Origin of the sequence: Psychromonas sp. MME2 (genome assembly GCF_040566515.1) — a bacterium.
Classification (GTDB): Bacteria; Pseudomonadota; Gammaproteobacteria; order Enterobacterales; family Psychromonadaceae; genus Psychromonas.
This window is the reverse complement of the sequence record NZ_JBEWXI010000015.1, coordinates 200,707-217,251: the sequence shown is the minus strand read 5'-3', so window position 1 is coordinate 217,251 and position 16,545 is coordinate 200,707. Positions and strand designations below refer to the sequence as shown.

The window sequence follows — 16,545 nt, the reverse complement described above, 5'->3', positions numbered from 1 at the left end:
AATTAGTGACGCGCGTCACATTTGATAGCGCTATCTGGTAGCGCTATCAAATGTGTGATTTAGATATCACTTTTATTAACAGGCGCTAAAGTAAGATTTAATAATGTTATAATGATATTCTCTAATAACAATTGGAATAACTCTGCTGTTTTAAAATTATATTCAGGATTATCTATGGAAGTACCCCGTAAACGTCGCGGTACAGGACGTGTCACATTAGCTGATGTAGCAAAGTCGGCTGGCGTAGGAACAATGACTGTATCTAGAGCATTAAGAATGCCCGATCAAGTTTCTAGTAAACTAAGAGATAAAATACAGCAAGTAATTGATGAATTGGGCTATATTCCGAATCAAGCGGCAGGTGCACTCGCATCTGGAAAAAGTAACTCAATCGTAGTTATTCTCCCCTCATTTGTTGATAAAATGTGTTCTCAATTTATTCCGACTTTCCAGGAGGTATTAAATAAAGCAGGCCATCAGTTAATACTGGGTTACAGTAATCACTCCACGGTACAGGAAGAGCAATTGCTGTCAACACTACTAGCAAGCAACCCCTCTGCCGTAGTACTTTTTGGCAGTGACTACAGTGAGCAGTCAACAAAAATGATAAAAAATGCTCAGCTAACTATTATGGAAGTTACTGAAATCAACAAATTTGCATCAGACTTGAATATTGGCATTGACCACTATCAGGCAAGCAAAGATATGACTCAATATCTAATTAATAAAGGTTATAAAAACATTGCATTTATTGGTTGTCAAAGCAAGCACAATCTTTTACAAAAGCAATTACGAGGCTGGCAGTCTGCAATGCTTAATAATTATCTATCCCCAGACCATTTTTTAATCGCCAACGATATTGCTAATATTCAATTAGGTACTCAAGGACTCTCAGAGTTATTATTAAAACAGAGTAATTTAGATGCTATTATTTGTAGTAATGAAGATATCGCTATGGGGGTATTATTTGAATGCCAACGTCGAGTCATTAAAGTCCCTAAAAATATTGCCATAACAACCCTTGATGGAGCGTTACTTAGTCGTCAATCAGTACCTACATTGACGAGTATCGACATTGACTATACTAAAATGGCAAAAAAAGCGGCTCAGCGATTATTAGAGCGCTTGTTAGATAAAGAAGTAAATAATAATACCCAAATAGATGTTGGCTATAAACTCTGTGAGCGTGCAAGTAGTTAATCAATGACCATAACAATTTTTAGCTCTCCACGACTCCTTAACATAAAAATCTCCCTCTAATTGGCAGCCCTATTATAGGGGGAGACCTATATAAAAACACCATGAACTCCTACTGTTATATGCTCTAATTAAGCGTAGGAGTAAATGGATAATAGCCTAATAATTTTACACTTTAGTAAAAATCAATTTTTCCAGCTGTAAACCTGATTTTACGAAATCAATGTCTAGCTTATAAAAACCTTTATCAAGTTTAACTTGCAGCCCTTCTACAGTGATAATTTTACCATGGGTGCCATTAATGGGTAATGTCATGCTAAAAATCCCATTTAAACTCAAGCTACAAGCTGATTGTGAAGTCGCTTCAGCATCATATTTCATTAAACTGCTACACTGATACACTCCAGCTTCTGCCACTTCAATCATCACGGTTGAATTACTTTTCGTATTAAGTTCAATTGCTAGGTCAATCTGATGCACGGTCTCAGCAGCACTTTTATCAATAGCAGCGAATGATTTAATGGGTTCATAGGCTTTCAGTGGTCGATCCATCACTGGAGTATCGAGAATAAAGCGACAGATATTCATAGCGCATCGCTGTATTTCACCCAATGTCAGCGTGCCATTCTGCAGCGCGGCTAGCGTGTCATCGCCCATCGCATTCATTTCTGCGCCATCATTTTCAACCACCATATAAAGGTCATTTTGTGCACGAATCATGAATGATGTATAGCTCTTATCCTCTTTACCCGCTTGAATAGGATCATTCATTTTAGCCCACCAATCGGTCATAACAATACCAGTATACCCCCACTCTTCGCGCAGTATAGTCGTGTTAAGATCATAATTTGAAGCACTCCAATGACCATTAATTGGGTTATAAGCCGTCATAATGGTAGTTGCACCACCTTCCTTCACCGCCATTTCAAATGGTTTTACGTGAATTTCACGCAGTGCTCGTTGTGACATGATGCTATCAACATCAACGCGAGCCGTTTCTTGGTCATTCGCAGCAAAATGTTTGATTGTGCCAGTAACCCCCGCTTTTTTCAGTCCGCGAGTTTGTGCGGCAGCCATCACCCCCGTCATCAAGGGATCTTCCGAAAAATATTCAAAGTTTCGCCCATTAAGCGGATGACGATGAATATTAATGCCCGGACCTAACAAGGTATCTATCTGATTTGCAAGTAACTCTTGCCCAACAAGGAAAAATAGCTGTTCGTTAAGCGGTTTATTCCAAGTACAACCAAGTAGCGTACCAATTGGCACCTGCGTCGCTTTATGGCCACTATCCATACGAATTCCAGAGGGGCCATCTGCGGCGGCAACGACTGGAATCCCTAAATTAAATAGGCTATTAGATACACCACCGAATGCAGCTGCGGTACCTGGCGTGACTTTAGGGCTACACATCCCCTCGCCTCGTACGATAGTTGCTAATTGCTCTGGCGTCATTTGTGCAACAAAATCCTGCAATGATGCTTTGCCCTGTTTTACATCTATTAACTTAATGCCTTGATCACCAGTTAATGATAATGGTTGTGGCATACTAGCTTGAATGCGTTGCGCTAAAGAAACAGTGCGTAATGGTACAGGCTCATAACTAGCTTGATACACGCCTGACTCGTTTCTCTGTAAAGGTTTTAGGCGTTCAAAGGGGTGAATAGGCGCAAGCGCTTCGGTTAATTTCTCGATAACCAGTAACTGATCTAATGCAAACGTTGCAGCAACAGGCTGAGCATGACGAACACTTGCACCTAGGTAAAATTGATAACAGCCTTCTTCTAACACATAACTATTCGGTTGCCCTGTTATGCCACTATCATCATAGGAGGCAAATGAAGTAACAGGAATTGAGATGCGCAATGTTTCACTCTCTCCTGGTTTTAATTGTTGCGTTTTTGCAAAGCCAGCTAGCACGCGAGCTGCTTTACCAAGTACACCTTGCGGTGCTTCTAGATATAACTGTACGACTTCCTTAGCAGAGAATTCAATGCCAACATTGTGCACTTTTACATCAAAATGCAAGATGAGATTTACGCCTTCACCTTCCTCGGCATAAGCGACAAGATCACGGCTAAATTCAGTATAAGAAAGCCCCGCACCAAATTCATACTGTACCGCTTGCGGATTAAAGGTCTCAAAATAACGATAGCCAACATAAATATCTTCAGCATACAAATTATAATCTTTACGGCCAAAGTTTGCTGATGATGGGTAGTCTGCTAGCTGATAAGCAATGCTATCTGTTAAACGACCACTTGGTGATATATCACCTGAAAGGATATCGGCCAACGCATGACCGCCTTCCATCCCCGCAGCCCAACTATAAAGTACTGCTTTAATCGATTGATGGCCGGAAATAGTGTTAAGCCATGCCATATCCATAATATTGGTGACATTAAGTACGATAATCACATTGTCAAAGTGCTGGTTAACTTTCGCGATCATCTCTATTTCTAGTTCGGTTAAACAATAACTGCCTGCTTTATCGGCATTATCTTGATCTTCACCCGCTGTACGGCCAATAAATATAACCGCTTTGCTGGACACAGCTGCAGCTTGCACTATCACATCTTCACTAAGAGGCATTTCTTGTTGAAACCAAGGCTCAGCCGCCCAGCCACCACCGCCGTTATCAAAGGGACGTTCTGCAATCCAATTTTCATAAATCGTCACCAATGACTCATTCAACACAATACCTTCATTTGCTCTTAGACCATCTAGGGCGTTAATCGCATAGGGTACATTAACCGCGCCACCTGAGCCTGTACCGCTTCGGTAAGTATCGATTTGGCAGCGACCAAATAAGGAGATTGTTTCAGTAGCTTTTAACGGTAACACCGCGTCCTCATTCTTGAGTAATACAATACCTTCGGCAGCAGCTTGACGACTAACTGGCACAAGATTTTGCTGTGCTTGGCTGATTTGTTTAATATTCATATAAAACTCACTCATCACTATTTATGGTACGTGTTGAAAAATTAGATCAACATAAAGCCGATATTAACTTATGCAAATAAACACAAAGACAAAATTATATTGGTTATGCTCTTAGTAAATAGTATGCTTGTTAGGTACGCTATTCTACCAAAATAGCGACAATAAAAAGGAAAATAGCGACATGAGCATTATATATCAACTAAAATCTCACCAGCAACATCAACAGATCAAATTTGCCTATGTTGACGGCTTTCATAATCATGACTTTGCCGCCCATCAACACGATTTTTCAGAGCTTTTTTTTGTACTTAGTGGCAGTGGAAACCATTCGGTCGAAAGACATGTCTACCCGCTAAGTAAGGGCGATGTATTTGTTATAAACGGTGATATTGAGCATGGTTTTCATGATGTGAATAAGTTGAAAGTTGTTAACTTAATGTTTGATTATCAAACGCCTTTCTTCGAATTGCCTTCCATGCGCCTTTTATCTGGCTATCAAGCGATGTTTAAAGTTGAACCTATTGCCAGACAGCAAACTGAATACCGAGCAAAATTAACGTTAAATGGTCCGCAACTTTCAGCAACTCAAGCACTGCTTAGTAGTATTAAGCAAGAATATCAATTAGCCCAGCCCGGTTTTGAAGTGATGTTAACCAGCTTATTACAACAATTAGTCGTCTCATTATCTCGTATTTATCAACAACAATCACAGGATCTACCTCAACCAACCCTTGCATTAAGCCGAGCTTTAGTCTTCATCGAACAAAATTTTGCCCTTATCGATATTAATACGGAAACAATAGCCAGGGCAGCATTTGTTAGTAAAAGACAATTAGAAAGGTTATTTCGCCAATTTTTGAATACCTCACCAAACCAGTATTTAAAAGATATTCGTCTTAATTTCGCAAGTAAATTACTAATAGAAGAAAACCGACATTCAGTACAACATATTGCCGAACAGAGCGGCTTTGCCGATAGTAATTATTTTTCTAAATGCTTCAAACAGACTTTCCAATTAACGCCGCAGAATTACAGAAAACAGCGTAGGAATTAACCGCGTTTGGCAATGTTCTTTGCCTTAACCGAAAATTTAGCCTCAAGAAAACTAATACCCATGCCACTTTTTTTGGTCACGATTAACTGTGTTGGGATACAATCCTTCATCGCTTCTACATGGCTTATTACGCCAATCATCTTGCCCGAAGCATTGAGGTTATCTAGCGAATCTAACGCAATATCTAAGGTTTCGCTATCTAAGGTGCCAAAACCTTCATCGAGAAACAGTGAATCAATGCTGGTTTTATGACTCACTAAATCTGATAACGCTAAGGCAAGCGCAAGGCTAACTAAAAAGCTTTCACCACCCGAAAGTGTTTTAGTATCACGCTCGATATCACCTTGCCACGTATCGACTACAACCAACGTCAACCCTTCATTTTGCTTACGCTGCAATTGATAACGTCCATGCACTCTATCGAGCTGTTTATTGGCTAAATAGACGAGATTATCTAAGGTTAAACCCTGAGCAAATTTTCTGAATTTATCCCCTTTTTGAGAACCAATTAAGGTATGCAAATAGTGAATATCATCGTAGCGGACCTTAAAATTTGCAATTTCAGTAAATAAAAGTTGTTGACCATCACAACGCGCTTTATCCGATGTCAATTCATTGTTAATTTCACCAACACGTTTTGTGATATTCTCTGCACGGTCGTGCAACTGCCCACTTTTTTCCACAATTTCTGCTTGTGGGGTTTTCAGGTATTCATCGACTAATGCATGCTGCATCAGCGCTGCTAATCCCTGCTGTGCACTGTCACATAACGCTTGTGTTTGCGCTATCTTCGTATTGAGTGTTTGCTGAAGTGCTAAAAGGTCATTGCGTTCTTCTGCTGACAATAATGCCTTGCAAAAATCACCTTCTGTCGCAAAGGGACTTTGCTGTAATTGTACTAACCACGTATGCTCTTGCACTTTTACGCTGTTTTGTTCCTCTTTCAGGCGGTGTTGTAAAATGGAAATCTCACCACCGATAGTGCTTAGCTTTTCTCTTACGCTCTGCATCGTCAGCTGAGCTATTTGGTATGCAGATTCCGCATTTGCTAACGCTTGCAATGCTTGCTCTCTAACATTCGCAACCACTTTGTCAGCAAAAAGACGTTGTCGCTCACGCTGCTGCTCAGTCAAATTTTTGTGTAAGGCAAGTTTATCCCTTTGCAGAAGAGAGAGTTGCTGCGTTTGTTCAACAAGAGTCGTTACTGCACTTTCGATTTGCGCCTCTAATTGCAATAGGTGACTCGTGATATGCTGTTTTTGTTGGCTATATTCTTGCCAACGCATTGCATCCCGTTGTTTTTCGCTCAACCACTGCGCTAACTCATCAAATAGGGGAGCAACAAAACCTTTTTCGCAGATCTCCACCAGTAAGGTCGCTTTTTTAGCGTCTATTTGTTCTATTTTATGCGTTTTTTCTGTACTTATTTGGGCTAATTTTTCCTGCTCATTACTTATATTCTGTTCAAGCAATGCGATCTTTGTTTTAATCACTTCAACATTGCGTTCAGCTTGTTCTACATCCGAAGTTGCCTTCTTTAAGGCTTTTTCGAGATACTTTAACTGGCCTATTTTGTCGCTTATTTGTGATGATAATTTATCCTGTTGTTGTTGATAGAGCATAAATTGATCCGTTTCACTAATGACCATATTTATTGATAACAACTGACAGTTAACTTGCCAACTTTTTTCAAGCTCGCTTTGCTCTTCTGAAATAGCGTTCAACCTCTGCTGTAATTCCTGCAAATAACGTTTGCTTGAGCTAATCTTCGACGTTGTTGCTGTAATAATTTTTAAACAGTGCTCTAACTCCTTTTCCGCATCACTTAGTTGATCGATCACCTCCGGAATATCAATAGCGACACCTGTAATTTTAGGGTGCTCTTTGGCGCCACATAAAGGACACGCCTCCCCTGTTTGTAAATGAAGACGATACTGAGCAAGTTGCTCTTCTTGATTTGCGAGAGTTTTCAATGCATGAATTAACTGTTTTTGTTTCGCAATTTTATCGATACTTTGTTGCTCTATTTTATCTAGCTCAACCAATTGTTGTTGCTGTTCGCTGTACATTGCTTGCTTTAAGCGCTGTTCAGTCTGCACAGCTAACCATTGCCCACTATCATGACTTAATTGAACAAGTGCTCGATAACCACGGTCCATTCTTTCTTTACTTGTTTCGAGCTCTTCAAGTTTACCCTCATTTTCAGCCAGCAGATAATCCTGCTCTATTTTAAGCAATGCTTGTTGCACGGTTGCTAAGTGATCATTCGCCGCTTGTAATGTATTATTGTTGTTCTGTTGCTCTGCTTGTTTGCCAAGAAGAGAATGTTGCACACTATACTCATTTGCAGTCAATACCGTCATGTTTTGTTGTTCAGTTTGCAGCATCTCACTTTGCATTTGCCATTGACCAAGATATTGCTGTAATGACTGATCCGACTGCTGGTTGTGTAAATACAGCGTTACATTTTCTAAGCTCTGTTGCTGATTCTTTTGTTGACCAACAAGTTGCTCATGCTTTTCCAGTGTCGTTTTTTGTAACGTACTCAACTTTTTGAATTGACTCTCTTTTTCATCAAGCTTCTCTTGCAGCGTTACTATTACATTATCTAACGGCAGTACTTGTTCATTGATTAATTTTTCTAACGACTGTTGCTGAGCCTTCGCGGTATTTAAAGTGTGCAACGATGACTGCTCAGTAGTGATAGATAAATCGAGGGATTTTTTCGCGGAACATTCACTTTCTTGTTTTGCTAACAATGCTGTTTGCGTTTTATTTACCTGTTGTAAGGCTGACTGCCAAAGCTGAAATGGCATATTTAGCTTTTCGGCTGGCTCACTATGCGCTAAACGCAGCAACTGTTGCTGTGCAGCCTCTTTTTGAGCAAGGGCAAGATCAGACTCCCGTTTGGCATTATTAGCACTCGCCTGCGCTTTATCATGTTCAGTCCACCAAACATTATGCGCACTTAATTGTGCCAGCTCAACCTTCAGCTGGACTTGCTCATTATTGAGATGATGTAACTCATCGTTCAAGGCAAGCTTTTGTTCATCATTGAGCAAATGTACACCACTTGCTTTTGCCTCTAACTCACCAAGTTTAATTTTGGCATCCATAAAACGTTGATGTACTTTTTCGGAGATGAGGCCGTATATTTCCGTGCCGGTAAGCTCCTCTAAAAGCTCAGCCCGTTCTTTTTCATTCGCATTCAAAAAGGCTGCAAACTCGCCCTGTGACAACATCATTGATTTTCTAAAACGGGCAAAATCGAGCCCAGTGATTCGTTCAACCTTCTCACTTTTCGCTTTTATTTGGCTGGCAATAATACGCTGACTGGCAACTTCCGCTAACTCCACATCGGCTTGCTGTAAGTTACCATCTGCCTTGCCTCGTGAGCGGCGCATGCTCCATAACGCACGATAGGCCTTACCTTTAACTTCAAACTCTACTTCAGCAGAACACTCAGCGCTACCACGGGTCATTATTTCATTGTTGGCAGTGGTGATAACACCAAGGCGCGGCGTGCTGTGGTATAGCGCAAGACAGATAGCATCGAGAATAGTCGTTTTTCCAGCTCCCGTTGGTCCGGTAATGGCAAATAATCCATTATCGATAAAAGGCGCTTGGGTAAAATCAATTTTCCATTCTCCCTTGAGTGAATTAAGGTTTTTAAAATGCAGAGTTAAAATTTTCATTCGCTCGGCTCCTGATACGCCACTTCCGTGACTATCTCTTTAAATTCATTTTTAATTCGTTCAAGTTGCGCTTCAGCTTGATCCCCTTCAATAGTTTCAAGGGCTAAGCGTTTATTAAATACATCAAAGGGATCTAACTCAGCCAGAGTCTCTTGTATCTGTTGTGTTAAAACAGGTTGATTTTTTCCTCTAGCGCGCTTTATTTTAAGGACTTCAACATGATACTCATCGGCCATCGCCAAGACTCTTTGTTGTAAATCGGAATAATGATCTTGCACTTCGACCTCTATAAACAACCAAGTGGGCTGGTCATTAAGCGCATTAGCAACATTCTGTAATTGTACTTTAATAGCATCTAAATCCCCTTTCAATACTGCCATAGGTTGAAAGAGTGGTATATCAAAGGGTGTGATTGAAATATTTTTGCCGCTAATAAATTCAACAATAACAACTTGTTTATTATATTTAAGTTCATCAAAACTTAAGGGAATCGGTGAACCGCTATAACGAATATGTTCACTTTTCGCGACTTTTTGCGGGCGATGAATATGCCCTAAAGCGATGTAATCAGCAGGAGGAAAAGCATCGGCAGAAAAACCATCTAAGCTACCTATGTAAATATCTCTAACCGATTCAGACTGACTTACTCCTAACGCGGTTAAGTGTCCGGTGGTAATAATCGGAACCGTTAGCCCCTTGGCATCACGCAAATCAACCGCGGCAGCATAAAGCGCGTGATAATGAGCCTTAATGGCTTCCCCAAGCGCCTCTCTTTTTGTAGCCCCGTTTCACCACCACTACTCGTCAACAGATCACGAGGACGGATAAAGGGTACTGCACAGAGAATCGCACCTATTTCAGCTTGGCTATTTTTCAGTGTAAATAATTGCCGATGGATATCCTCTCCAGCTGTTGTAATAACATAGGTGTTAAGACAAGCAAGGATATCCTTGGATTCATTCAACGTTGAGACAGAGTCATGGTTACCGGCAAGTACAATTAAAGTGCAGTTTAATTTACTTATTGCCACAACAAATTGATTATACATTTCTCTAGCATAGCTTGGTGGTGTCCCTGTATCGAAAATATCGCCAGCAACAATAACTGCATTAATAGACTCTTTTTCAATAAGAATGAGCAACCAATTGATAAATGCTTGGTGCTCCTCTCTGCGACTTTTGGTTAAAAAACTCTGCCCTAAATGCCAATCTGAAGTATGTAGAATCTTCATATGTTACCCGTGATATTTGTCGATGAATAATAATTTAGGGAATAATAACAGATAAAAAAAGCCTCTGAGAAATTGATATATCAGTCAATTTTTCAGAGGCTTTATATATTTATGGCTTAATTTAAATTACATCTACAAGCGGTGCAATAATCAAACTAAATATTTAATAATCTAACAATTATTTTTTGTAAGATTCAACAATGCTATCTACGCGTAGATTTGCGCGTTCAGCTTCCATTGCAGCAGCTTCAGCAATTGCTGTATTCGCTTCAGTTTCAGCTTCCATACGAGCGTGATCAGCAGCTAGACCATCTACTTTAGCAGATAGCTCACTAATTTGTTTATTTGTTTGTGCAACACTCGCATCTAAATCAGCTTTGCTCACACAACCACCTAAAACTGTAGTTGCAAGGATAATTCCAGCGATAGTTAATTTATTATTCATAGTAAAACCTCTTTTAGTTATCGTACGGGATGTAAATATATCTTTTACATACAATATATATTTTTTTCTATACATTACAAGTATGTCAGAGCTTTTATTATTTTCCAACTATTAAAATTTTATTTTTGTCATTTAAAAGTCATTTTGAATGACATTAACAAAAAATTCGTCAAAATGTTGCTTTTATAAATTTTCCTATAAATCAATAAGAACAACATTATCAGAGAGCACTATTTATTTATTTGCCAATCTAACCACTCTTTCTTTGGCTCATCAAAAATATCAAATAAAGCTCGGTTATTGACTAGCGGAGCGCCCTCTGCTGGCGAAGCAAAAGCGAGTCCTCCCGATAAAATAGATTCTAAAGATTCTGTTCTGACTTTTATGCCAGAAAAAATACCTGCATCAACATCAATGCCACTGGCATTCCAAAAGCGACTATTTTCATTTAGTAAATGTTGATATTTACTATCAATATTTGCATATATAATGACAGCGTTAGCATTCCTCGTGAGATCAAAATCAATTACTTTACCGACTTTAATTTGTCTGTAATAGATTGGATCGCCCACTTTTAAAGAGCCTAACGAATTAGTACGCAAGCCGATATTTAAACCCGTTGTTAATGATTTAACAATGGGTTTACTATATAAACCACTAAATATATGCGCTGAATTCTTAGACTCCCCCGGTACAACAGATATAAAATTACCCGTTAATATTGCCTGCGGATTTTCAATATTCGTTAAGCCAATTTGTGCAGAAGAGAGCCAAAATTTGGCATCTTTCGCAAATAACGCGGGGAATTTTTTAGAGATACTTAAACTGACCTTTGTACCAGTGAGATTATTATTAACAGCGACATTATTAACATTGCCAACAACATGATTATTAAATTTAACGGGTGCCCCTTCTTGCAAATCAACAACAGTGTCAAATTCAAGTTGAACATCATAACCATTGAGAATCGCCTGAGATCGGCTTGCAAACAATTTAAATTTTTGCATTTCAGAGGCTGCTTTGGCTTCACTATTTTCGCTTGGTAATAATGCAATCCCGCCTCTTATCACTGAAGCTAAGCTTTCTGTACGAATATCCAAGTCAGTGATATTTCCAGCAACATTGATACCACTTCCTTGATAGAAACGGGCATCATCACGTACAAAATGACGATATTCATCATCTATGGTCAGCGTTATATCAACATTTTTTCCTGACCCATTGAAATTGACCGTTTCAACATAACCAATATGTTGCTGCAAATATGTAACGGGTGTACCAACCGTAATTGAGCCAGCTTCATCGCTACTAATAATAAGTTGTAAGCCAGGATCACCAGGACGTGAGGCTGGCGCGCTATCACTTAAATAAAAGTTTTTCGTCGGGGTACCATCTCCTTGCTTAATAACAAGGTAAGCCCCTTTCACTAATGCATCTAATCCGGTTAACGAACCTGCTGATATTTTTGGTTCAACCATCCAAACAGCACTATTTTTGACAAATAATTTGGTAAATTTGGGATCATATTTAATTGTGGCAATACGCGATTTTAAATCCTTCGTAACTTTGACGTGAGATACCATACCAATTTCTTCACCTTGATACATTAGTCGTGTTATGTTCGCGTTAATTTCATTTTTATTGGCATTCTTTACTGTCAGATATACTTTTTCACTATATCTAGCATCTTTTCTGGAATGATAAAGTGGGAATATCGCTCCGTTTTCAAGTGGTTTGTGTGACTTATTTTTAACATCTCCATGGAAAGATATTCCGCCAACTAGCAGCGCTTGCAGGGGCCGCGACTTGAGGCTAAAAGATTGCAAATTTCCAGTAAGTTCAAAACCAGAGTCTTCAAAGAAAACACTATTTTCATTAACTAAATGTTGGTATTTTTCTTCGATATAAACATGCACATTAAAGGAGACATTATCCTCAGCAAGTTCAAACCCCTCAATGTTGCCTACTTTCATTCGCTTATAATAAACCCCCTGTTCTGCATTTATTGAATTTAAATTTTTGGCTAGTAGTTGCAAATGCAACCCGGGTTTAGAGTAATCATTAATGGGTTGAGTATCGAGTATAGTAAAATCAGATTTAGGTTTATCACCAATAATACCTGGTTCAATGGCGATATAAGTACCTTCTAGAATCTTGTTGAAACTATCCATTTTATCTAAGCTGATAATGGGCTTATCCAACCAAAATTTAGTTGATTCAGTGATATAGGGAGCTACTTCTGGATCAAGGAAAACTTTTCCGACCCATCTATATTCATCCGTATCCTTACTGTTTTTATCAAATTCCAGTGACTTAACAAAACCTAAATCATGCTCAGCATACCTGACTTTAGTTTTACCAACAGTAACGGCACTAAAGTTATCAAAGCGTAATGTTATTTCAAACCATGCTTTTGCATCATCGTAGGTATCATATAAGTTAAATGTATGGGAATTTTCGGCTAACGCCGATTCATCATTATTCGGGTTATAAAAAGCAATGCCACCGGCAACAATCGACCCTAGCGACTCCGTACGGAGGTGAAAACCGGATAAACTGCCACTAATATCAATACCACTTGCATTCCAAAAACGCGAGTCAACTTTAACTAATTTTTTGTATTTTTTTTCAATAAGCAGGTTTATTTTGACCCAATCATTATCTTCTTCTAGCTCATAATCAATAACCTTACCTACGGCTATTTTTTTATAGAAAACTTGGCTACCGATTGCTACGGAGCCTAAATTAGTTGCATAGACGGAAATGTGTAAACCAGGCGCATCCTCGGAAATTGGAGCGGCTTTGTCCAAAGCAACAAATTCATGCTTAGTCGCACCTTCACCAACAGCCATTGCAATATAATTGCCTGAAAAAACGGTATCCAGCCCAGATATTTGAGACAGACTGACTTCAGGACGGACAATCCAAAATGCCGTTGTCTCTTTCAATAACACATCGGCTCTATAATCCATTTCAATATGCGCGATGACGTTATCCATATCTTTAGTGATGTTAACATTTTTTACAACGCCAACCACGAGCCCCTTATATCGTACTTCGGTTTTACCAACGACAATACCATCGGCACTTTCGAATTGTACCTGTATGTTGATGCCTGCTGTCATCACGGCATTGACAATCATCCATATACCAATAATCGCGGCCAATATGGGTAAAATCCAGATAACGGACATTTTAGAGCTTTTTTTAACGATCGCAGATTCGGTGGTACTTATTTCCTGACTCATTCTACTCTTCCTCATCCCAAATTAAACGGGGATCAAAACTTTCGGCTGCAAGTATAGACAGCACGACCATAATACCAAAAGCGGTAGCACCACCTCCGGCAATAATTTCAACAACACTGCCAATTTCAACAAGTGTGACTAGCAGTGCAACAACAAACACATCGAGTAAAGACCAACGGCCAAATATTTCAATAAATCGATAAAAAGTAGTCAGCCGTTTTTTGCTAAAACGGGATTTATTCTTTAGGGAATAGACAAGTACATATAACGCGACCAATTTTGAAAGAGGGAGAATAAAACTAGCCAAAAATATCACCGCGGCAATCGGATAGCTACCTAATTTAATGAGTAGTGCAACACCAGATAGGATAGTATCAGGATCGCCTTTGCCAAAATAAACGATGGTCATAATCGGAAGGAGATTTGCAGGGATATATGCAATCGTAGCAGTAATAGTATAGGCAAGAGTACGATTATAGGAATCTGGCTTGCGACTATAAATCGCCCCATCACAACGGTGACACTTTGGTGATTCTTCTTCTTTATCCCATTTATTTACAAAATGGCAATGGGGGCAAGCTGCCAAACCATGATTTTTAGCCGTATTAACTCGCGGGAGTGAAGCATTATCAATGCTCATGAATTCTTTCCCATATTTGCTCTATATCAAAAGTCACGCGTAACGCAACCACACACAATAACAAACCAACAAAACACACAAGCCCCATGCCAAAAGTTAATACCGCCATTGCCTGTAATTTGATAATAGAAACCAAAATCCCCATCATAAACACTTCGAGCATCTCCCATGAATCAATTTTATGATAAATTAACACCGCTTTACGGTAATAAGGATGTTGCATTACAGGGGTATCAAAATAACAGCTGATATATAATGTTAACGTCAACTTAAAAAGAGGTGCAATAATACTCGTTAACGCAACAATCAATGCCACGAAATATAATTCCGTTTGCAATAAGATTTCTACACATTCAAGCAAACTTGCCGAATTCGCACGGCCAACAGCGTGCATTGCCATCAATGGCATAAAGATGGCTGGCACAAAAAAAATTAATCCCGAAATAGCAACCACTTTGGTTCGACGAATCGCATCTATTTTCCGCCTAATAACCTCACAACCACAACGGGGACAACCTGCAACTTGCCCCTCTGATATCGATCCAATATCAATTAAAAGATCACATTCATGACAGGCATGAAGATGCGACATCAGCAAAATCCCTCTATCTGTCTTAAAGTTACACAGAATGTACTTAGTAACGTTGTTAACAACATTAATTAAATCCTAATTTTAATTATAATTATAATACTTTGTAAGGTTTAAATAACGCCACATAAACATTAGGTGTTGTTAATTAATTGATTAGTTTAACGAAAATAACCGAACTATGACGATTTTGCAATAGCCTCTCCGTGCGAAAAACAAATTATGTGTTGCCACAAGAAGAAGCTGCTAACCTATCAGGAAAACGAATACACAAATCTACAAATATAATGTGCGGTTATACCGAAACATCTATATGGTGCCCCTTACTTCCTTCAGGCTTCACAGGCGCAATAGAATCAATTAATTGAGCGGCCTGTTGTTCTGCTTGATTATTCGTTGTTTTTAATAAATTAATATTTACTTTTTCAAGTGTATTAATTCTATTCTGCTCAGTTAGCACTGAGCCTACTACCGCCATATCCATGATATCTCCTTGTTACTTGCACGCATATTTTTATTATAGCGTATCATTTTAACTCAACATAAAATAATGAATGAATGCTAAAATAAGCACACAGCCTCTATATACTCAATTTATTTTTTAGGGGTTAAATTGAGTATATCAGTAATTTCAGATGCTTGATGTCGTTCAGCTAACATTTCCCAAGCATCCCCCCACGTGCGATTAACAATCCTGCCACGTTGTACTGCGGTACGCGATGCGATCTGCTTTGCCCAACGCTGTAAGTTACTATAACTTTGGACATCTAAAAACTCAGCGGCATCGTACAATTTACCCAGCACCAAATTTCCATACCATGGCCAAATAGCGATGTCTGCTATGCTGTATTCATTGCCTGCAATAAATGTGTTTGTAGATAATTGCTTATCTAGAAGATCCAATTGGCGTTTTATTTCCATGGTAAAACGATTGATGGGATATTCAAATTTTTCTGGGGCATAGGCATAAAAATGACCAAAGCCGCCACCTAGGTATGGTGCCGCACCTTGTAACCAAAATAACCAGTTCAAAACCTGCACACGTTCGGCGCTATTTTTTGGAATAAACAGCGCGTGTTTTTCTGCTAAATATAGCAAAATTGCGCCCGACTCAAATACATTGATTGCAGGCTCCGTGGAGCAATCGACTAACGCTGGAATTTTTGAATTTGGATTGACAGTAACAAAACCGGAAGAGAACTTGATTTCCTTGCCCTATTTGAATTAAATGAGCATCATATTCAGCCTCTTCGACTCCCAACGCTAATAGCTCCTCCAGTAGAATCGTCACCTTTTGACCATTTGGCGTTCCCATTGAATATAGCTGTAAAGGGTGCGATCCAATAGGAAGTACCTTATCATGCGTAGCCCCTGCTATTGGGCGATTGATACTTGCCCAAGTTCCGCCAGTTTGCGCATTATTTTGCCAAACTTTCTCAGGTATATATTTGTTTTTCATCATTCCTCCAAAATAAACAGTTTTCAGATTATTTAATTTACCTA

11 protein-coding genes and 1 pseudogene are annotated in these 16,545 nt (G+C 39.2%); 2 read left to right on the top strand and 10 right to left on the bottom strand.

Annotated elements, in window-relative coordinates:
• Positions 1-174 precede the first annotated feature (174 nt).
• Positions 175-1,200, top strand: coding sequence for a LacI family DNA-binding transcriptional regulator (locus tag AB1A03_RS16325; RefSeq protein ID WP_354625658.1), 1,026 nt, complete (start codon positions 175-177; stop codon positions 1,198-1,200).
• A gap of 165 nt (positions 1,201-1,365) precedes the next feature.
• Here AB1A03_RS16325 and AB1A03_RS16320 read toward each other — a convergent pair whose 3' ends face one another.
• Positions 1,366-4,140 (bottom strand): glycoside hydrolase family 3 protein, encoded by a 2,775-nt coding sequence (locus AB1A03_RS16320; RefSeq protein WP_354625657.1) that lies wholly within the window; start codon positions 4,138-4,140, stop codon positions 1,366-1,368.
• Between the two features lie 181 nt (positions 4,141-4,321).
• Between AB1A03_RS16320 and AB1A03_RS16315 the strand changes: the two genes are divergently transcribed.
• Positions 4,322-5,194 carry a helix-turn-helix domain-containing protein gene (locus tag AB1A03_RS16315; RefSeq protein WP_354625656.1) on the top strand — a complete coding sequence of 291 codons (873 nt, stop codon included), beginning with the start codon at positions 4,322-4,324 and terminating at the stop codon, positions 5,192-5,194.
• Here AB1A03_RS16315 and AB1A03_RS16310 read toward each other — a convergent pair.
• The 9 genes and pseudogenes from AB1A03_RS16310 to yghU form a co-directional block, all read right to left on the bottom strand.
• Positions 5,191-8,889, bottom strand: a complete 3,699-nt coding sequence (locus tag AB1A03_RS16310; RefSeq protein WP_354625655.1) for an SbcC/MukB-like Walker B domain-containing protein — start codon at positions 8,887-8,889, stop codon at positions 5,191-5,193. The genes AB1A03_RS16315 and AB1A03_RS16310 overlap by 4 nt on opposite strands.
• Positions 8,886-9,599, bottom strand: a complete 714-nt coding sequence (locus tag AB1A03_RS16305) for an exonuclease SbcCD subunit D C-terminal domain-containing protein (RefSeq protein WP_354625654.1) — start codon at positions 9,597-9,599, stop codon at positions 8,886-8,888. The genes AB1A03_RS16310 and AB1A03_RS16305 overlap by 4 nt, the downstream gene beginning before the upstream one ends.
• Positions 9,578-10,120 (bottom strand): exonuclease subunit SbcD, encoded by a 543-nt coding sequence (gene sbcD / locus AB1A03_RS16300; protein ID WP_354625653.1) that lies wholly within the window; start codon positions 10,118-10,120, stop codon positions 9,578-9,580. Before sbcD ends, AB1A03_RS16305 begins: the two co-directional genes overlap by 22 nt.
• 178 nt (positions 10,121-10,298) lie before the next feature.
• On the bottom strand, positions 10,299-10,565 hold the full coding sequence (locus AB1A03_RS16295) for an Lpp/OprI family alanine-zipper lipoprotein (RefSeq protein WP_354625652.1): 267 nt from the start codon (positions 10,563-10,565) through the stop codon (positions 10,299-10,301).
• 230 nt (positions 10,566-10,795) lie between these two features.
• Positions 10,796-13,813, bottom strand: coding sequence for a PqiB family protein (locus tag AB1A03_RS16290; RefSeq protein WP_354625651.1), 3,018 nt, complete (start codon positions 13,811-13,813; stop codon positions 10,796-10,798).
• A gap of 1 nt (position 13,814) precedes the next feature.
• Positions 13,815-14,453 (bottom strand): paraquat-inducible protein A, encoded by a 639-nt coding sequence (locus AB1A03_RS16285; RefSeq protein ID WP_354625650.1) that lies wholly within the window; start codon positions 14,451-14,453, stop codon positions 13,815-13,817.
• Entirely contained in the window at positions 14,443-15,045 is a 603-nt protein-coding gene (locus tag AB1A03_RS16280; protein ID WP_354625649.1) for a paraquat-inducible protein A, read from the bottom strand. The genes AB1A03_RS16285 and AB1A03_RS16280 overlap by 11 nt, the downstream gene beginning before the upstream one ends.
• A 292-nt stretch (positions 15,046-15,337) precedes the next feature.
• The gene (locus AB1A03_RS16275; protein ID WP_354625648.1) at positions 15,338-15,526 is read right to left on the bottom strand and encodes a putative motility protein; all 189 of its coding nucleotides are present in this window, start codon (positions 15,524-15,526) and stop codon (positions 15,338-15,340) included.
• A 110-nt stretch (positions 15,527-15,636) separates the two neighbouring features.
• Positions 15,637-16,501: pseudogene (gene yghU, locus AB1A03_RS16270) on the bottom strand (glutathione-dependent disulfide-bond oxidoreductase).
• Between the last annotated feature and the right edge of the window lie 44 nt (positions 16,502-16,545).